The sequence below is a fragment of the Asticcacaulis sp. AC466 genome (assembly GCF_000495815.1).
GTDB lineage: Bacteria > Pseudomonadota > Alphaproteobacteria > Caulobacterales > Caulobacteraceae > Asticcacaulis.
The window spans coordinates 26003-44686 of record NZ_AWGE01000015.1 but is presented as its reverse complement, the minus strand read 5'-3'; the positions used below and the strand labels follow the sequence as shown (position 1 = coordinate 44686).

Genomic DNA, 18684 nt, shown 5'->3' with positions numbered 1-18684 from the left:
GCTTTACAACAACCCTCGGCCTTTGGCAAACGCGCGTCCCGTAATGAGATCGGGAATCAGTGCAGCGATTTGAAGAAACGATCCCAGTGGAAGTTCAGCCAGGTCCACGGCTTCCAAAGGGACGAGCCTTCCTTCCATGACATCAGGATAAGGACAGCGCGGCCTTCGAGGTTTTCGGCCGGCACAAAGCCCACGCCCGGCTCATAGGGATCGTCCGGTGAGAAGCGGCTATCGAGGGAGTTGTCGCGGTTATCGCCCATCATGAAATACTGACCGGCAGGGACGATGAACTCACCTGTATCGTCGGCACGGCCATCCTTGACCATGTCCTGCATGAGGTGAGTACGGCCATCAGGCAATTGTTCGCTATAGACTGTGGCAAAGCGAGGGGAGAATCCCTTGGCGACGACGGGCCCCAACTCGGTGTTCGGCACGGGCTTGCCATTTATGTAAAGCTGGTCCTTGCGCATCTGGACCGTGTCGCCCGGCAGACCGATGACACGCTTTATATAATCCGTCTTGTTGTCGCGCGGCAGCTTGAAGACCACGACATCGCCACGCTTGGGCGCATGCTCCATGATCCTACCCTTTATGAAGGGCACGGTGATCGGGAAGGAGTACTTCGAAATGCCGTAATCCCACTTGGAGACGATGATGTAATCGCCTTCGTACAGGTTGGGCTCCATAGACGCTGACGGGATGGTGAACGGCTGGAACAGGAAGGTGCGTAGGATCATGACAAGGATCAGGGCGACAGCAACGACGCTGAATATTTCCTTGGCTTCGTCGATGGCGACCTGCTTGGCGTCACGCGTATCGACAACCTCTTCCTCGTCGGCCTCATCGTCGGTGGAAGGGGGCGCCTGATGGTCGATCCGTCCGGCGGCATTGGCCGCGGCGGCAATCGCCTCGTTTGCTGTATCGTCGCTTTTCGCCATAAGGATCGCCCCCAAAAGCCGTCTGTCACCTGCGGGCACGTACCCGTTTCGACTGTCAACTAACCACAGATTATGGCAAGCACAAGGCTCTTTTCCCTGTACCGGCCACGGCCACATTAAACCTTGTTCAGAATCAAGGGGCTCTACAACGCCTCGATGACGGCATAGGCCGTGGCATATGGGTCCTCGTCGCTGAGCGAAAGATGTATATGCGCCGCCTTGCCGTCCGGGACGACACGGCGCAAAACGTCCGCCGCCGCGCCATGCATGAGGACATGCGGCTTGCCGAGCGGACCAGACACCACCTCAATATCGGTGAAGAAAAAGCCGCGCACGCCCGTCCCCATGGCTTTGGCGACCGCTTCCTTGGCGGCAAAGCGTTTGGCAAAACTCAGGCGCGGACGCGCCGCCGCCAAGGCGTGGGCCTGTTCATCGGGCGTGAAAACCCGGTTGAGAAAGCGCGCTTCGAACTTTTCCATCGACGATTCGATCCGCCGGGAATCGCACAGATCGACACCAATGCCGACAATCACGCCGCGACCTCGGCATGGGCCACATCGATCAACTCACGCATGCGATGCAACGATGCTTCCAATCCGATGAAAATGGCCTCGCCGATCAGAAAATGGCCGATGTTCAGTTCACGAATGTGCGGAATGCGCGCGATGTAGGTGACCGTCTCGTAATCAATACCATGACCGGCATGGACTTCGATGCCCCGTTCATGAGCGCGTTCAACAGCCTGATGCAAGCGGTTCATTTCATGATCAAAAATAGCGGTCTGCCCATCGCGAAAGGCGTCACAGAGCGCGCCCGTATGAAACTCCACCACCGGCGCCTTGACCGATGCGGCCGCGTCTATCTGAGCCGGATCGGTGGCAATAAACAGGGAGGTGCGGATACCGGCATCGGTCAACCGCGACACGGCTTTTCCGACCCAATTGTGCAGGCCGGCGACATCCAGCCCGCCCTCGGTCGTGCGTTCCTGGCGGCGCTCCGGAACCAGGCAGGCGGCGTGAGGCTTCATCGCCACGGCCATCTCGACCATTTCCTCGGTAATGGCCATCTCAAAATTGAGCGGGCGGCCGAAGTCGTCGCATGTCGCCTTGAGCGCCAGAATGTCCTTGTCCACGATATGACGACGGTCCTCACGCAGATGCGCGGTGATCCCATCCACGCCCGCCGCCAGCGCCAAGTGCGCCGCGCGCACCGGATCGGGTGCGTGACCGCCGCGCGCATTGCGCACGGTGGCGACGTGATCGACATTCAGGCCCAGGCGTATGCGTTCGGACATCGATCAGGCCTTTGCCAGGCGGCGGCTGCCAGGATCTTCGACAGGTATCGCGGCCAATTCCGGCGGCAGGTTATCGGCGGAATAGGCAGGCACCTCAAGCGAAGCCAGGGCGATCAGCGGAACGCCGACATCAACCTTGCCGCCAGAACGGTCAACGATGCAGGCGGCGGCAACCACCTCACCACCGGCGTCCTTGATCGCCGCGATGCATTCGCGTGAAGACAGGCCAGTTGTCACAATATCTTCTACCATGACCACCTTCTGGCCGGGCTCGATATGGAAGCCGCGACGGAGCTTGAAAACCCCGCCCTCGCGTTCGACGTACATAGACGGCACGCCCAGGTGCCGGGCGGTTTCGTACCCAGGGATGATGCCGCCGACGGCAGGCGAGATGGCAACATCGACTTCGCCGACCTGGGCGACAATCTTTTGCGCCAACGCCTTACACAGACGCTCGCACCGATCTGCGTTCATGAAGACGAGATTCTTCTGCAGGAACATCGGGCTGTGCAAGCCGCTTGAAAGGACAAAATGTCCTTCACGCAAAGCGTTGGCGGCGCGGAACTCGTTGATCACGTCTTCACTGGTCATGCGGCAATCCTTTTCTATGCCGCGTATTTAGCGCGTTCGGCCGGGATTTAAAACCACGATTGATGACGAATTGTAAGGACGCCTATCCCCTCACCCGATCGACGCTCTCGATCATGGGGGATGTGCGCAAAGCTGCCGAGATATTGGTGATATGACGGGCGTCCAGCACTTCGATATCGAAATCGACGTCGAGAAAATCCATGGGTTCTGCGTTTATAGCGATATTGATAATATTGCCTTTGGCTTCCCCGATCAGGGTACAGGCCTGCCCCAGTACGCCGGGTTTATTCTGCATGTCGACCCGAAGGCGTGCCACGCTTAGCGTATTTTTCTCGGCGTTGAGCGTCCAATGCAGGTCGATCCAGCTTTCGTCCTGCGACTCAAGTGCCTCAAGTCGCTCGCATTCGATCGAATGGACATGCACCGTATCGCCTTCGACGAAGCCGACAATACGGTCGCCCGGCACCGGATAGCAGCATTTGGAAAAAATGACCTTGTGATGTTCGCGCAGGGCGCTGCCGCGCACGAAGGCTGCCCCGCCGACACCATCCTTGATGCGCGTCAAGGTATCGGTCGTCAACATGAGCGGCAGTTTCAGGCCAGGGAAAATGGCTTCCAGGATCTTGGCCGGAAATATCTTGCCGCGTCCGCACAGTTCAAACAGGGCATCCTCGTTCGCCACATGAAAGCGTTCGAAGGCCGGCCGCCAGCTGATGTCCTCCAGCCGCTTATCGACCTGGGCGGCGGCGCGTTCGATGGCGGCGCGACCCAGCTTGATGAAATCACCGGCTTCACGTTGGCGCAGATGACGGCGGATCGCAGAACGCGCCCGGCCCGTAACCGTCAGGGAAAACCAGTCCTGATTGACGCGCGATTCCAGCCCCGTGAGGATTTCGACCTGATCGCCATTCTGCAATACGGTGCGCAATGGCTTATGCTCGCCATTGATCAGGCAACCTATGGCAGTTTCACCGACCTGGGTATGGACGGCAAAGGCGAAATCGAGCGGCATGGCGCCGCGCGGCAGAGAAATCAGCCGTCCCTTCGGCGAGAAACAGAACACCTGATCGAGATACATCTCCATCTTGGCGTGCTCGACCCAATCCTCGCTGTCGCCGCCATTTTCAACGATGGTGACGATATTGCGCAGCGAATTGATCGGATTACGGCCACCGTCACGTGTCGCGGCCTCTTCGTCGAACCCATAGGCCTGATTCTTGTAACCCCAGTGCGCGGCGACGCCTTCTTCAGCGATGCGGTCCATTTCCTCGGTCCGGATCTGCAACTCGATGCGCGTCCCCTTGTGGCCGACGACGGTGGTATGCAGGGATTTGTAATTGTTGGACTTCGGCGTCGAGATGAAGTCCTTGAACCGCTCCTGCACGCACGGCCAGGCACGATGCATGATACCGAGGGCGCGATAGCATTCCTCAACATTGTTTACGACGACGCGGAAGGCGTAGATATCCGATAATTGCGCAAAACCGACTGACTTGCGCTGAAGCTTTTTCCAGATCGAATAGGGCGACTTTTCGCGACCGGAGACGCGGGCGGAAATGCCCTGCTTTTCCAGCTTGGCGGCGACATCACGGGCGATGGCGGCTATGGTCGCCCCCTTTTCCGTGCGCATTTCTTCTAGGCGGTGGATAATCGCCTGATGCGCCAGCGGGTTTATGAAGGAAAAGGCCAGGTCTTCGAGTTCGGTCGCGAAACGGTTGCACCCGATGGACCGCGCCAGCGGGGCGTAGACTTCCAGGGTCTCACGGCTGATACGTTCGCGCTTTTCCGGCGCCACGAAATGCAGGGTGCGCATATTGTGCAGACGGTCGGCCAGCTTGACCAACAGGACGCGGATATCTTTCGAAATCGCCAATATGAACTTGCGCAGGTTTTCCGACTGCTTGGTATATTCCGACTGCAATTCCAGCCGGGTCAGCTTGGTGACGCCTTCGACCATGTTGGCCACGTCTTCGCCGAACTTTTCGGCGATTTCCTCACGCGTGGCAGGCGTGTCCTCGATGGTGTCATGCAGCAACGCCGTGGCGATAGCCGCCGCGTCCAGCTTGTAGTCGGTCAGAATTCCAGCCACCTCGATGGGGTGAGCAAAGTATGGATCACCGGACGCACGCAACTGGGCACCATGCATCTTCATGGCATAGACATAGGCGCGGTTAAGCATTGCTTCGTCAACCGTCGGGTCGTAAGCCGCGACGCGATCGATTAATTCTATCTGACGGAGGAATTTTGGACGATTCGGCGCAGGACTCGCAGACGTGGCAACGGTTCCGGCGCTGGTTATTTCGGACGCCTGGCTGGTTTTTTCCAGTATTTGCTCACCTTCAGATGACATATCCAACGCTAATTCCCATTACAGCCCCGAAGCCTACATGAGACCGGGTTAAAAGTGTCTCACAGCTTTCTCATTTCACAAGCAAAAAAGGCCCCGGACCGCGTCCGGAGCCTAATTATATATGGCGTTTTCCGCGGCTTGCGCCAGGGTATGCCTAGTAGCGCTCTTCCTGACCACCATCGCGGTCGGATTGCAAGGCGCGAATAAGGTCGCCTTCCGACATTTGCTGGTGCTGAGGATCGGCCAGCAGGGCCAGGGTTTCGGCTTCTTCCTCGGCTTCGGTACGCTCATCGACACGTTGCAGCGAGGCGATCAGGCTTTCCGTCAGAGAGCTGGGCTCAATGGCGCCATCGGCGATTTCACGCAGCGAGACCACCGGGTTTTTGTCGTTGTCGCGGTCGACCAGGATGGACGAACCGGAAGAAATGGCGCGGGCGCGGTGGGCGGCCAACAGAACGAGGTTGAAACGATTATCGATCTTTTCGACGCAATCTTCGACGGTGACGCGGGCCATGAAGCACCTCAATAAAGTAAAGACTCCGCTTGGCCTGCTCGCTGTGTGGGCGGCCATCGGGCGAAGTCGCAAAAGTCATGAACCGCAGCCCATAGCGCGTGTCGGGGGAAAACACAAGATATACTTACAGATAACAAAACGCCCGCGCGCGTGTTCGCCGACACACCCTGGCGTACCATTGACTTGTCGCCCCCCTTTGTGACATGAACCCCGCCATGATCGCACACCTTCGCCATATCGCGCTTATTTGTTGCCTGATCGCTTGATAGCGGTCAGGATTTCGTCGCGACGCGTCTTTCGGCTTTTTCCCCGTTTTCGGGTTTGATCATGATCTCTCTTCTGCTACTCACCCTACGAATTCGCGCCAGCTCACGGGCGCGCGCCAGCCTGTGAGCGGAGACTTTTCGCGCGTCATCCAAATACGATCATTTCCGAAGTAAGGGTTCCTACCCATGATGCTGTCCAATCCCGCCAATAAATACCGCCCGTTCGAACCGGGTATCGACATGTCCGACCGCACCTGGCCGTCCAAAACGACCACAAAGGCGCCGCGCTGGCTGTCCACCGATCTGCGCGACGGCAACCAGGCGCTCGCCGATCCCATGGATGTCGAGAAGAAGATGATGTTCTTCAATCTTCTGGTGAAAATCGGCCTGAAGGAAATTGAGGTCGGCTTCCCGTCCGCGTCTCAGACGGAATTCGACTTTGTGCGCAAGCTGATCGACGAAAACCTGGTACCCGACGATGTCACCATCCAGGTCCTGGTCCAGGCACGCGAAGACCTGATCAAGCGCACCTTCGAGGCTTTGCGCGGCGCCAAGAAGGCCATTGTCCACCTGTACAACGCCACCTCCCCGCTCTTCCGCCGCGTCGTCTTCGACCGCAGTCAGGCGGAAGTCATCCAGCTGTCGGTCGACGGCATGCGCCTGCTGCGCGAAGAAGCGGCCAAACAGCCGCAGACCCAGTGGGGATTCGAATACAGCCCCGAAACCTTCACCGCCACGGAACCGGAATTCGCGCTGGAAGTCTGCGAAGCGGTCATCAAGGTCGTCGAGCCGACACCGGAAAGCCCGCTGATCCTGAACCTGCCGGCCACGGTCGAAGTGGCCGGGCCGCACGTCTATGCCGATCAGATCGAATGGTTCTGCCGTCACGTCTCCAAGCGCGACAGCGTCATTATCAGCCTGCACCCGCACAATGACCGCGGCACCGGTATCGCCGCGGCCGAACTGGGGCTGCTGGCCGGCGCCGATCGCATCGAAGGCTGCCTGTTCGGCAATGGCGAGCGGACCGGCAATGTCGATCTGGTTACGCTGGCGCTCAACCTCTACACCCAGGGGGTTTCGCCTGAGCTCGACTTCTCCAATATGCGCGAAGTCGTAGGCACCGTCGTCCACTGCAATAATATTCCCGTCCACCCGCGTCATCCCTATGCCGGCGAGCTGGTGTTCACCGCCTTTTCGGGATCGCACCAGGACGCGATCAAGAAGGGCTTCGCCGCCCACGAAAAACGCAATGACGGATACTGGGAAATGCCGTACCTGCCGATCGATCCGGCGGATCTGGGCGAAAGCTATGAAGCGGTCATCCGCGTCAATTCTCAGTCGGGAAAGGGGGGGATAGCGTGGATACTTGAGCAAAATCATGGCCTGAAGCTACCCCGCCGGTTTCAAGTAGATTTTTCCCGCAAGGTTCAGGACATCACCGATGCCTCCGCCAAGGAAGTCAGCGGCGGCGAACTCTGGGACGCCTTCCAGGCGGCTTACCACCTGACCGGCCCGCAAGCCTATGAACTGATCGAGTACGACCACAAGGGGCCTGTTCGGTCCGGCGCACAAAGGACCTTTGTTGGCCGCATCATCAAGGACGGCGTCGAAACATCGGTCATCGGCCACGGCAACGGCCTGATTTCCAGCGCCGTACGCGGGTTGAACTCGCACTATGACCTGGGTCTGGAAGTCGTCGACTACGCCGAGCACGCGCTTCAGGTCGGCAGCGAAAGCCAGGCGGTCGCCTATGTCGAATGCAAGGCTGGCGATTTGACGGTCTTCGGCGTCGGCATCGACCATGACGTGGCGACGGCGAGCATAAAAGCCGTTCTGTCGGCGGCCAACGCCATCACCAAGGTCGCTTAACGCGTTTCGCGGCGATACTGTAACGGACTATGGAAGCCGTATGCCCAGGCGCCCCTTCTATGCGCCCGGGCATCGGCTTCTTCGCCCATATAGCGGTCGCTGAAGGTGCGGTAATCAACGGCCAGCCCGCGCCGGACCATTTCGCCACCAATATCCAGTCCGGCCGCGGTCCGGCAAATCGCCACCATTCGACCGTAGGGGTCTATATCCTGCTGTTCGCAGGACACGATCTGGTCCTGCGTCAAGGCCTGCAACACGCGCCGGGCTTCGGCGCCACAGCGAAAGCGCCCGCAGGTCTGATCGCGTTCGAACGCGTCGATCCCGAACAGGCGAATATGCCGGCGATTGATCACCACCGTATCGCCATCGATCACAAAGGCCTTTCCCGCGATACGAAGCGGCTGTGCCGACGCCGGTACACAAACCACCAAACAGACGGCAACACAAAGTGAGAACTGGAAGGCGGCTTTGCGGTTGCGCTTATGCCTCAAACTGTCTAAGCCCGCCGCCATGATTACCCAATTCGCCAATACTTTTGCGCTAACGCACATCGACATCATGTCCAAGCTTATCTGGACGTGCAAGACCGTGCGCCTTGGCATCCGCAAAAAATCTTAGGCGACGGTTTTCGCTCCGCGCCCTTTCCAAATGGCGCAGCATAAACGACAGGCGCCCGATCAAGGCTCCTTTGAATGTCCACTAGCGATGCCCACAGCAAACAGCCCGCCTGGTTCCTGGCCTGGGGCGGCTATATACTGGCCATGCTCGGTGCCTTCCTGTTCGCCAGCAAGGGCATCTGGATCAAGCTGGCTTATAACCTAGAGATCGACGCATCGTCCCTCATTGCCCTGCGGCTGGCCTTCGCTACCCCCTTCTTCGTTGTCTTCGGCATCCTGACCTTCCTGCGCGCCCGCGCGAAGGGGACCAACACCCTGCCACCTATCGATCAGGCCCCCTGGCTCTATATCCGCACCCTGCTTGTCGGCGCACTCGGCTACTGGGTCGCCAGCTATACCGATTTTGAAAGCCTGACCACGCTGTCGCCACAGTTCGAACGGCTGATCCTGTTCACCTACCCCCTGTTCGTGATCCTGTTCGGCGCCCTGTTCTTCAAACAGCCGTTCCGCCTTAAGGCCGTGTCGGCCTTCGCCATCAGCTATGCCGGGCTCGCCCTCGTCTTTTTCACCGACCTGACCACCTACGGCTCGATGATCGTGGCCGGCGCCCTGTGGTGCACCGTTTCATCCGTCGCCTTCGCGCTTTACCTGCTGCTGGCCAAGCCGCTGATAAAGCGCATGGGACCGTCGCTGTTTACGTCCTGGGCCATGAGCGGCGCGGCGATCGCGACCGGCATTCATTTTCTGATCGTCCACCGCATCAGCGATATCCACCTGACGCCGCCGTTGCTGGCACTGGTCATAGGCCTGGCGATCGGCGCCACGGTGTTGCCGAGCTACCTGACCAATTTCGCGCTCAGCCGCATCTCGTCCCAGGCCAATGCGATCATCAGCTTCGTCAACCCGATCTTCACCCTGGCCATGAGCGCTCTCATCCTTAACCAGCATATCAGCCTGGCCGACGTTGCGGGCACTATACTTGTCCTTGTCGGGGTCGCTCTATACGTATGGATCGACCAAAGGTATGCCGCCACGCAAAAGAAGGCGGCTCAGTCCAACGGATAGGCGTCGCGCCCGACTGTGGCCGTCGTCAACAGGTCTTGCGCTGTCCGCCCTAGAACCGGATGCACCCAGCCGGGCGAAATTTCGGCAAGAGGCCCCATCACAAAGGCGCGATCTGCCGCTCGGGGATGGGGCAAATTCAATCCGTTTTCCGAAGCTAAAACGTGGCGCCCATACGCAACTATGTCGAGATCGAGTACACGCGGCGCGTTTCTTTTTTCGTCGCGAACACGTCCGCGCGCATATTCTAATTTATGTAATAATTGTAACAATTCATCAGGTTGCAAGTCAGTTCTAATTTGCAAAACAGCATTCACATATGCCGGGTCCTGATTATTTGGCCACGCTATGGACGACCACAGACGTGAAATTTTTGTAACCTGCAATCCGCTATCGCGCAAATCCTTGACAACCCGCTCAAAAGCTTGCGATGCAGTTTCCGGACCTGATAACAGGTTTGAGCCGTAGGCGATAAAGATCGCGTCGGGATCATCTATTTCTGCCATTTTGACTATTTATTTTCAGGATATTGATTGAACTATGAGCTTTTACCCAACTGACCGTATCGCCCTTTTCATCGATGGTGCCAACCTCTATTCCGCCGCCAAGGCGTTGAATTTTGACATCGATTACCGCAAGCTGCTCGATGAATTCCGCAAGCGCGGCATTCTGATCCGGGCCTATTATTACACCGCCCTTGTCGAAGGCGACGACTATTCGCCGATCCGCCCCCTGGTCGATTGGTTGGATTACAACGGCTTCGCCCTTATCACCAAGACGGCCAAGGAATATACCGACAGTCAAGGCCGCAAACGCTGGCGCGGCGACATGGACATAGAAATCGCCTGCGATATGATGGAGATGGCCGAGCATGCTGATCATCTCGTCCTCTTCTCGGGCGATGGCGACTTCCGCCGGCTGCTTGAAGCGGTGCAGCGCAAGGGCGCGCGTGTCACGGTTGTCTCGACGGTCAAATCGTCACCGCCCATGACGTCCGACGAATTGCGCCGCCAGGCGGATACCTTTGTCGATCTGGCCGATCTGGCCACGGTTGTCGGCCGTCCGCGTCAGGCCCATTCCAATCCGCCAAAATTCCTTGGCGCCGAAGACGAATACGACGAAACCGTCTGACGCTTTCCACATTCCGATTTGATTTTTTATCGCCGGCGGCGTCATGCTGTCGGCGGTATTATTCGGAGGCGTCGTCATGCTCGGTTTGAACCTTACCCCTAACAAGTCAGCCACACCTGCGGACGTCACGCCAGGAACGAAGCCGCTCAGCGATGGCACGCCAATGGGCTTTCTAGCGGTCAGCGATTTCGGACAGGCGCGCGCCTTTTACGAAGGCGTGCTGGGCTTGACGGTATTCAGCCAGGATGACTACGCGCTTGTGCTTCGGTCGGGCTCCACTCTGATAAGGCTCACGCGCCCGGAAAAGCTGTTTGTCGCGCCCTATACGGTGTTCGGCTGGCAGGTCGTCAATATTGACGACAAGGTCTTCAACCTGACAGCCGCCGGTATTACGTTTGAACTTTACGAGGCCTTGGGCGCAGCACAGACGCCTCATGGCGTGTGGACCGCACCGTCAGGCGACAAGGTGGCATGGTTCAAAGATCCAGACGGCAACCTGCTATCACTGTCGCAGCACTAAAAATTTCATAGACTAGGGATGATAAATGGATCTGGGCATTAAGGGACGCTATGCCGTTGTCTGCGCGTCAAGCCAGGGGCTAGGCAGAGCCTGCGCCACCGAGTTGGCACGTGCGGGCTGTGTTGTCGTCATCAATGGACGTGACGCGGAAAAGCTGAATGCGGTAGCTGCGGAACTGCGTGAACAGACAGGGGGCCAAATCATCGCCATAGCCGGCGATGTTGCCCGGCCGGAAACCCAGGATGCGTTGATCAGTGCCGTGCCCCAGGTCGATATTCTGGTCAACAACAATGGCGGGCCGCCCTATCGCGACTTCCGCCAAATCGACCGCGCCGCTATGATCGACGGAGTCACCAATAATATGGTGACCCCCATAGAACTGGTTCAGCGCGTCATCGACGGCATGGTTTCGCGGCGCTTCGGCCGGATCGTCAATATTACCTCCGCCTCTGTCAAGATGCCACTGTCGGGGCTGGACCTGTCCAGCGGTGCCCGTATCGGGCTTACCGGATTTCTGGCAGGCGTCGCGCGGTCAGTGGCCCACGCCAATGTGACGATCAATTTTCTGCTGCCCGGTTCGTTCGATACCAATCGTCAGCTTACGGGCCTGGCGGCCAAGGCCGAACAACAGGGCGTGGATATAGGCGTCGTTCGCGCTGACAGCCAAGCGCGAATTCCGGCAAAACGGTTCGGGTCCCCACCGGAATTTGGTGCCGCCTGCGCCTTCTTGTGCTCAGCCCAGGCGGGCTACATTACGGGCCAAAGCCTCCTGATCGACGGCGGGGCCTATCCGGGCGTACTTTAGATCGCATCCCGATCCGATGTCATCGCATCGGGATACGACCTAGCCATATTCAGCCCTTGTCACGCATAAGGCGCGCCTTGTCGCGCGCCCAATCGCGCTCGGCAGTGGCTTCGCGCTTGTCGTGGTTCTTCTTGCCCTTGGCCAGAGCAATTTCCAGTTTCACGCGTCCCTTATCGTTGAAATAAAGCCGCGTCGGTATGATCGTCATGCCTTCGCGCTGAATGGCGATCATGAACCGGCTGATTTCCTTGCGGTGAAGCAGCAGCTTGCGCGGACGGCGGGGCTCGTGATTGAACCGGTTGGCGTGACCGTAGGGCGGGATATCCGCATTGATCAGGCACAGTTCGTCGCCATTTTCTATGCTGACATAGGATTCGGCGATATTGGCGCGACCGGACCGCAAGGCCTTGACCTCGGTGCCGGTCAGCGAAATACCCGCCTCGGTATTCTGCTCGAGAAAATAATCAAAACGTGCGCGGCGATTGTCGGCAATCGTCTTGTTGGTAGTCAGTTCTGCCATCAGGCTTGTTCCAGTTCCAGTCCGGCCAGCGTCAGGGCCTTATCAACCAAGGGGCGCACAGCTTGCGAACAGGCGACGATCGGTAAACGCACCTCATCGGTGCACAGTCCGAGGCGGCTCATGGCATACTTGGTCGGCGATGGTGACGAATCGGCGAACAATACCTTGTGCAGGGTGATCAGCTTATCCTGCCATTGACGGGCGGTGTCGAACGCGCCCTGATTGGCGGCTTCATACATGGCGACCACCTGAGCCGGCGCGACATTGGAGGTCACGGAAATAACCCCATGACCGCCATGCGCGATGTAGCCCAACAAGGTTGGATCGTCGCCCGAGATGTAGGAGAAATTGCCGGCGATTTCGAGGCGCATCTGGCTCAAGCGTTCGATTTCCCCGGTCGCGTCCTTGATTCCGACGATGTTGGGTAATTTCGCCAATCGCGCAATCGTTTCATTGCTCATATCGACAACGGTGCGACCTGGCACGTTGTAAAGCAAAACGGGAATCTGAACGGCGTCGTTCAATGCCTTGAAATGCTGATACAAACCTTCCTGCGACGGCTTGTTGTAATAGGGCGCGACCACCAGCACGGCATCCGCACCGACCGCCTTGGCGTGGCGAGCCAGTTCAAGGGTTTCCGCCGTATTATTAGAGCCCGCGCCAGCGATCACCTTTATGCGACCGGCCACCTTTTTGACGCATAATTCGACGACGTTACGATGCTCTTCCATGCTGAGAGTCGAGGTTTCGCCGGTCGTCCCGACGGGCACCACGCCATGAACGCCGGAAGCAATCTGATGCTCTATTATGGCTTCGAAGGCCGCGTAATCCACCTCACCGCCTTTGAACGGCGTTACCAGAGCCGTGATGACGCCGCGAAACAAGGGAAGGTCGGTGGAATGGGTCATGGAGGTAGGCCTTTAACGCCGGAAAAAGCTGCAATCGGGGCATGTTTTTGCCCACAGAGAATATAAAAAATAGCCATAGATAAGCAAAGCTTTCGCTGCAATGTCTTTCTAAAAAGAAACTATCGCCTATAGTCCGTACCTGACTTTTTTTGACAAATGCCTTTGGCCAGACACAGGAAGATCATGCCTCAAACTGACCGCCCGAACCGTTTTAATCTCGTCCGACTGCGTAAAATCGCTCTGGTCGCGGGTGTAAGCCTGATAAGCCTGTGTACCCTTCAACCCGTGGCCGCGCAGGACGATCCGGCGCCCGACGTCAACGGCATTCCGCAAGGCACCGTCTTCACACCGATGGATACGGCCCGCCCCTATATACCGTCCGGCATGACCGAGGCGGATTCGCAAACCCTGCGGTCGGCCCTTTCGGCGGTAAAAGCGCGCAACTTCACCCAGGCCGATTCGCTGGCGTCGCAATTGTCCAGTCCGATTGCGCGCAAGATCGTCACCTGGACGATCATCAATAACGACGGCAACATCTACGGTTTTGCTGCGCTCGATGCCGCTCGGCGCGACCTGTGGGGATGGCCGCGTGAACAGAAACGCCAAATCGCCGCCGAAAAACTCATAACGACCTCAGGTATGACGCCGCAACAGATCGTCGACTGGTTCAAGGGCGCGCCGCCGCAAAGCACGGAAGGTGCATCCGCCCTGATCACCGCCTATGGCAACCTGACCCGCACGGAGGACGCACGCGCCCTGGCCCGCAACTGGTGGCGCACAAAGGTGTTCGACGCCATGACCCAGGCCAACTTCTATCAGGCCTTCGGCACCTATTTGACCCAGGATGATCATAGGGCCCGCCTGATCTGTTTGGAACTCAATATCCAGTCGGGCGCCTCGCAGGCCATCCGGGACGTCGCGGCCCTTGCCGGACAGCACGATGCCGACATCGCCAATGCCGTCATTGCCATGCGCACCAGCGCAGCCAGTGCGGACTCGTTATATCAGGCGGCCCTGGCCAGCGATCCCCACAATCAGGTCCTGGCCTTCGCGCGCGCCAAATATTTGTCGGGCAAGGGGCTGGAAGCGCTTGGCTTCCCGCTGCTGGCCGATCTGCCGCCCGCCTCTGCCAGCCCGGACGCCGCAAGCCAGCTTTATTCGCTGCGCTGGAGCTACTTCAAATCCGCTCTCAAGGCGCGCAATTACCGCGCCGCCTACGACGCCATGAACGGCGGTGGGTTCGAACCCGGGGAAGCCAAGGCCGAAGCCGAGTTCTTCGCTGGCTGGGTGGCGATGATCAAGCTCAATGACGCCAACGCCGCCATCAGCCATTTCCAAAGCCTGGCTACGGCCGGCACCTCTCCCATCACGCAAGGCCGGGCCAATTACTGGCTGGGACGCGCATATGAAATGCGGAACAATCCGGCGGTGAACGGAATGGAATCCGACGCTGCGATCGCGCAACGCTATTATGCCAAGGGTGGGCAGTACATCTATGCCTTCTACGGTCAACTGGCGGCCGAAAAAGCCGGCCAGAAAACGATAACCATTGGCAAGGACCCGGTGCCTTCACGGGCCGACAAGGAACGCTTCGAAAGCCGCGACATGATCAAGGCCGCCCGCATGCTTGGGCAAATGGGCGAGCTGGACCTGTTCCGCGCCCTCGTTCTGCACCTCGACGACATTTTGCCCAATGCCGAAGAAGAAGCCTTGCTGGTCGATCTTGTCGGGTCTTACGATTCGCAATTGATGGCCATGAAGGTGGCGCGCGTATCGATGCAACGTGGCTTCTACCTGCCCGAACGCGCCTATCCCGTGCGCGCCGTTCCCGATGTCCCGGGACCCGAAAAGGCGTTTGTCCTGGCTATCACCCGTCAGGAATCCAGCTTCGACCCCGCCGTTCGCTCCCATGCCAATGCCCGCGGCATGATGCAGCTCATCCCGTCGACAGCCCGCGCCGTCGCCAATCGCATGAATCTCGGCTATAGCGAGTCGCGCCTGTATGAGCCTGACTACAACATGACGCTTGGGACCTATCACCTTGGGGAACTGGTCAACCGCTTCGATGGCTCCTATGTGATGGCCGCCGCCGGCTATAATGCCGGCCCCAGCCGAATGCAGACCTGGGTCAATGATTGCGGAGACCCCCGTGGCGAAGGCGCCGACGCGCTGTCATTTATCGAATGCCACCCATTCACCGAAACGCGCAACTATATGATGCGCGTGACGGAAAACATGCGCGTTTACCGCGCCCGCCTCAACGGCGGCACGGCGGCCCTTACCGCGATGGCGGATGTCACCCGTGGCAGCCCCGGGCAGATTGGCCCCTTCACCGGAGCTGAGTTCAGCGACACCGAGCAACCGGACGCTCCGATCAACTACCTTGATTACCAAAAGGCTCAGACAACCGATCCGCAGGTGGCGCAGCAACTCACCGCTCAGCCGCGTGCCACGGCGCAATCGCCGGCAAAGGCAGTGGCAGAACCGAAAACCCACAAGACAAAAGGAACGGCGGCGAAAAAGAAATCCGCCACAAGCCATCGCACGTCTGAACACAAGAAAACGACGGTAAAAAAGAAGAAGGCGAAACGGGACTGAGATCAAAGCGCCTGCGCTTAAAGCTTAGGCCGGCTTTCAAGCCTCAATGCGCCGCCCACAAGTTCACCGTCGAGATTAAAGACGTCCGACAACAGCTTGGGCACAAATATTTTTTCCGGCTGGTCCATCTTGATCAGCCGGCCCTCTTTCATCAGCAGAACCGAATCGGCGAACTGGGCAGCCAAATGTAAGTCATGCAAACTCAGGACGACGGTCTGGCCACTTTCCGCCCGCGCTTTTAATCGGATCAGCACCTGGCGTTGCCAGGCCGGGTCCAGCGCTATCAGCGGCTCATCCAGCAACAGCACTTTCGCCGGACCGGCCAGAACGCGCGCCAGCAAAACGCGTGCCCGTTGCCCACCCGACAGGCTGAATACGCCCCTGTCCGAAACCTCCTGAAGCCCCAGAGCCTGTAATTCCGCGAACGCCGCCCGGCGCGCCTGCTCCGGCGCCATGTGCGGCGCCCCCAGCGCCGCAATATCGACGCAGCTCAGATCCCAGGCGATACTGCGGTCCTGCGGCAAGTAGGCCATCTGCTCGGCCCGCCGCGCCAGGGTGATATATTTCAGGTCGCGACCATCCAGGCGTATGGCCCCCGATTGCAAGGGTAGCAACGAGGCCATGGCTTTCAAAAGCGTTGTCTTTCCGGCCCCATTGGGACCGACGATAATATACAGGCCGCCGGGGGCCAACTCGGCGCTGACCGCATGAACGGCGGTCTCCTGACCGAGAGCGACAGTGACCTTGTCGATAGAAAGCTGCGTCATCAATCCTGCATCCAACTTCTGGCGCTCTTGTAGGCCAATACAGCGAACAAGGGCGCACCGACCAGCGAGGTCAGGACCCCTAAGTGTACGTCGGCGGTCGGCGGCAGGAACCGCGTTATGCCATCGGACAGCAAGACCATCAGCCCGCCGGTCAGTGTCGACGGCCAGATAAGTGCGTACGGATCCTTGATGCCGAAGGCGCGAACGAAGTGCGGCGCCGCCAGGCCGACAAAGCCAATTACCCCCGCAACCGATACCGCAAGCCCTGCCAATAGGGATGAGCCGATCACCACCACCTGCGTCAACCGGGTCATATCCACCCCCATGGATCGCGCGGTCTCTTCCCCCAGTGTCAACAGCCGCAACCCCTTGCCCAGCGTCAAATTAAGCAGCCCGGCAGCAGCCAGACCGAAGATACAGATCAGGACGTCGAACCAGCTCCGGTTCTGCACCGACCCCATCATCCAGTTCATGATTTCGGAAAGGGTGACCGGCGACGGGGCCAGATTGAAGACAAGAGACATCAGGGCACCGCACAGGGCGGAAAGCCCAACCCCCAGCAGAATAAGCGATTGCCGCTGCGGAAAGCGTTGTACAAATATGAGCAGGACGATCGCCACAATAACAGCCCCCCCCAAGGCAAAGCTCTCAACAGCAAAGGGAACGAGGCCGAGGCCGAAAACGATGGCCAAGGAGGCGCCCAGCCCCGATCCGGCCGAAACGCCCAGCAAGCCTGGCTCCGCCAAGGGGTTGCGCAGAAGCCCCTGCATCAAAGCGCCGCTCATTCCCAGCATCGCGCCCACACCGACGGCCACCAGATTGCGTGGCATTCGAATGCCCCAGACAATTTCTGCCCCAATCGAATCCCAATGGATGAGCGCGTCCAGCCACATATGGCCACTGAGCGCGATGTCGCCAAACAACATCAAGACAATGAGCAAAAGCCCGATGGCAATACCCACCACAGCATTAAAAGCGGTCTGGGACACATGCATTAGAAACCGGCCTTTCCGCTACCGACATGGATTGGCGTTTTCGACACCCGAACCAGATCGTAGGCCGTGAACCAGCCATTGCAGCTCAAGGCCTGACGCGGCAGCACAATATGCGGGGTGTCGGCGATACGGGCGCGGATCAGCGGGTTTCGGCCGGGTACTCGGCGCATGGCGTAGGCGTCATCGTAAAAGGCCAGGGCAAAGACGTCAGGCTTCTTGCTCAGCAAGACTTCCGGCGACAAATAGAAATACCCCTTGTCCTGAGTTTCCAGCTTGAAACCGAGTCGGCGCAGCATGTCGCCGGTCATTGTATCCGGTCCGGCACTGTAACCCGACGGCGTGTAGTAAAGGACCGAGCGCCCGCGGCCCAAAGGCTGAATATCCGCAAGGGCCATATCGAAGCGGCGCGCCTCGATTTGGGCGCTGGCCTCCTGATCGAGTTCATGACCGATGCGGAACAGCTCAGATTTCGCCTGTTCATAATTGTTTATATCATTGATATTGATAACTTTTATATGACGTCTTTCCAGCGCCTTGATTAGATTTAAATCACCGCCCCATGTACGTACAACCACATCAGGATTGAGAGCCAGGATGGATTCTATGCGCGGCTTTATGCGCCGGACATATTCGGCCCGCTCGCGAAAATTGGAATCGGGCAAGGCCGATCGTTCCGACAGGGCCAAAATCTGATCGCGCGGCACAAGCCCCAGGACATACTGATCCGCGCACATGTCAAGCGAGACGACGGTCAGGGCGCGAACATCCCCCTTAGGCGCAACTGCCCGCGCCACGGCCGGGCCGGCCACAGATAGGCTGGCGACAAGCAGGAGGCAGGCCGTAGTGCAAACGCCGGTTCGTTTCCATTTGTGCGGCCCCAAATGCGGCCGATATCCTGTCGTCAAACTGGTCATCCCGGTTCAAAAGCCGCGCCCCGTA

At 58.7% G+C, this 18684-nt stretch carries 19 protein-coding genes; 6 read left to right on the top strand and 13 right to left on the bottom strand.

Annotated features, from left to right (window positions below; translation table 11 throughout):
• Positions 1-56: 56 nt before the first annotated feature.
• The 6 genes from lepB to rpoZ all read right to left on the bottom strand — a co-directional run bounded on the left by lepB (position 57) and on the right by rpoZ (position 5687).
• Positions 57-938 carry a signal peptidase I gene (gene lepB / locus AEAC466_RS37450; protein WP_023459044.1) on the bottom strand — a complete coding sequence of 294 codons (882 nt, stop codon included), beginning with the start codon at positions 936-938 and terminating at the stop codon, positions 57-59.
• A 143-nt stretch (positions 939-1081) separates the two neighbouring features.
• Positions 1082-1471 carry a holo-ACP synthase gene (gene acpS / locus AEAC466_RS37445; protein ID WP_023459043.1) on the bottom strand — a complete coding sequence of 130 codons (390 nt, stop codon included), beginning with the start codon at positions 1469-1471 and terminating at the stop codon, positions 1082-1084.
• Positions 1468-2232, bottom strand: a complete 765-nt coding sequence (locus tag AEAC466_RS37440) for a pyridoxine 5'-phosphate synthase (protein ID WP_023459042.1) — start codon at positions 2230-2232, stop codon at positions 1468-1470. Before AEAC466_RS37440 ends, acpS begins: the two co-directional genes overlap by 4 nt.
• Positions 2233-2235: 3 nt before the next feature.
• On the bottom strand, positions 2236-2823 hold the full coding sequence (gene pyrE / locus AEAC466_RS37435) for an orotate phosphoribosyltransferase (protein WP_023459041.1): 588 nt from the start codon (positions 2821-2823) through the stop codon (positions 2236-2238).
• Between the two features lie 82 nt (positions 2824-2905).
• The gene (locus AEAC466_RS37430; RefSeq protein WP_023459040.1) at positions 2906-5173 is read right to left on the bottom strand and encodes a RelA/SpoT family protein; all 2268 of its coding nucleotides are present in this window, start codon (positions 5171-5173) and stop codon (positions 2906-2908) included.
• A gap of 154 nt (positions 5174-5327) precedes the next feature.
• Complete coding sequence (gene rpoZ / locus AEAC466_RS37425) at positions 5328-5687, bottom strand: DNA-directed RNA polymerase subunit omega (protein ID WP_023459039.1); 360 nt, start codon at positions 5685-5687, stop codon at positions 5328-5330.
• Between the two features lie 452 nt (positions 5688-6139).
• On the opposite strand from rpoZ, the gene leuA reads away from it, so the two are divergent.
• Positions 6140-7822, top strand: a complete 1683-nt coding sequence (gene leuA / locus AEAC466_RS37420) for a 2-isopropylmalate synthase (protein ID WP_023459038.1) — start codon at positions 6140-6142, stop codon at positions 7820-7822.
• On the opposite strand, the gene AEAC466_RS44195 is transcribed toward leuA, so the two are convergent.
• Entirely contained in the window at positions 7819-8334 is a 516-nt protein-coding gene (locus tag AEAC466_RS44195; RefSeq protein ID WP_081714671.1) for a thermonuclease family protein, read from the bottom strand. The two genes, leuA and AEAC466_RS44195, sit on opposite strands and share 4 nt — an antisense overlap.
• A 180-nt stretch (positions 8335-8514) precedes the next feature.
• Here AEAC466_RS44195 and AEAC466_RS37410 point away from each other — a divergent pair, with 180 nt between their 5' ends.
• Complete coding sequence (locus tag AEAC466_RS37410; protein ID WP_023459035.1) at positions 8515-9504, top strand: DMT family transporter; 990 nt, start codon at positions 8515-8517, stop codon at positions 9502-9504.
• Here the strand turns inward: AEAC466_RS37410 and folK are convergent.
• Positions 9489-10007, bottom strand: a complete 519-nt coding sequence (folK, locus tag AEAC466_RS37405; RefSeq protein WP_023459034.1) for a 2-amino-4-hydroxy-6-hydroxymethyldihydropteridine diphosphokinase — start codon at positions 10005-10007, stop codon at positions 9489-9491. The two genes, AEAC466_RS37410 and folK, sit on opposite strands and share 16 nt — an antisense overlap.
• A 34-nt stretch (positions 10008-10041) precedes the next feature.
• On the opposite strand from folK, the gene AEAC466_RS37400 reads away from it, so the two are divergent.
• The 3 genes from AEAC466_RS37400 (at position 10042) to AEAC466_RS37395 (ending at position 11957) form a co-directional block, all read left to right on the top strand.
• A complete protein-coding gene (locus tag AEAC466_RS37400) occupies positions 10042-10632 on the top strand; it encodes a LabA-like NYN domain-containing protein (RefSeq protein ID WP_023459033.1) in 591 nt (196 codons plus the stop codon).
• A 76-nt stretch (positions 10633-10708) separates the two neighbouring features.
• Positions 10709-11152, top strand: a complete 444-nt coding sequence (locus AEAC466_RS0122625; RefSeq protein ID WP_235074311.1) for a VOC family protein — start codon at positions 10709-10711, stop codon at positions 11150-11152.
• Between the two features lie 25 nt (positions 11153-11177).
• Entirely contained in the window at positions 11178-11957 is a 780-nt protein-coding gene (locus AEAC466_RS37395) for an SDR family oxidoreductase (protein WP_023459031.1), read from the top strand.
• A gap of 49 nt (positions 11958-12006) precedes the next feature.
• On the opposite strand, the gene smpB is transcribed toward AEAC466_RS37395, so the two are convergent.
• Positions 12007-12477: an SsrA-binding protein SmpB gene (smpB, locus tag AEAC466_RS37390; protein WP_023459030.1), complete on the bottom strand. Its 471-nt coding sequence runs from the start codon at positions 12475-12477 to the stop codon at positions 12007-12009.
• Positions 12477-13385 carry a 4-hydroxy-tetrahydrodipicolinate synthase gene (gene dapA, locus AEAC466_RS37385; protein WP_023459029.1) on the bottom strand — a complete coding sequence of 303 codons (909 nt, stop codon included), beginning with the start codon at positions 13383-13385 and terminating at the stop codon, positions 12477-12479. Before dapA ends, smpB begins: the two co-directional genes overlap by 1 nt.
• A 183-nt stretch (positions 13386-13568) precedes the next feature.
• On the opposite strand from dapA, the gene AEAC466_RS37380 reads away from it, so the two are divergent.
• Positions 13569-15983 carry a lytic transglycosylase domain-containing protein gene (locus AEAC466_RS37380; RefSeq protein WP_023459028.1) on the top strand — a complete coding sequence of 805 codons (2415 nt, stop codon included), beginning with the start codon at positions 13569-13571 and terminating at the stop codon, positions 15981-15983.
• Positions 15984-16000: 17 nt separating this feature from the next.
• On the opposite strand, the gene AEAC466_RS37375 is transcribed toward AEAC466_RS37380, so the two are convergent.
• Genes AEAC466_RS37375 through AEAC466_RS37365 form a run of 3 tightly spaced genes read right to left on the bottom strand, consistent with a single transcriptional unit; the run spans position 16001 to position 18659 of the window.
• Complete coding sequence (locus tag AEAC466_RS37375) at positions 16001-16750, bottom strand: ABC transporter ATP-binding protein (protein ID WP_023459027.1); 750 nt, start codon at positions 16748-16750, stop codon at positions 16001-16003.
• A complete protein-coding gene (locus AEAC466_RS37370) occupies positions 16750-17745 on the bottom strand; it encodes a FecCD family ABC transporter permease (RefSeq protein WP_023459026.1) in 996 nt (331 codons plus the stop codon). The genes AEAC466_RS37375 and AEAC466_RS37370 overlap by 1 nt, the downstream gene beginning before the upstream one ends.
• Entirely contained in the window at positions 17745-18659 is a 915-nt protein-coding gene (locus AEAC466_RS37365) for an ABC transporter substrate-binding protein (RefSeq protein ID WP_023459025.1), read from the bottom strand. Before AEAC466_RS37365 ends, AEAC466_RS37370 begins: the two co-directional genes overlap by 1 nt.
• Positions 18660-18684: the final 25 nt, after the last annotated feature.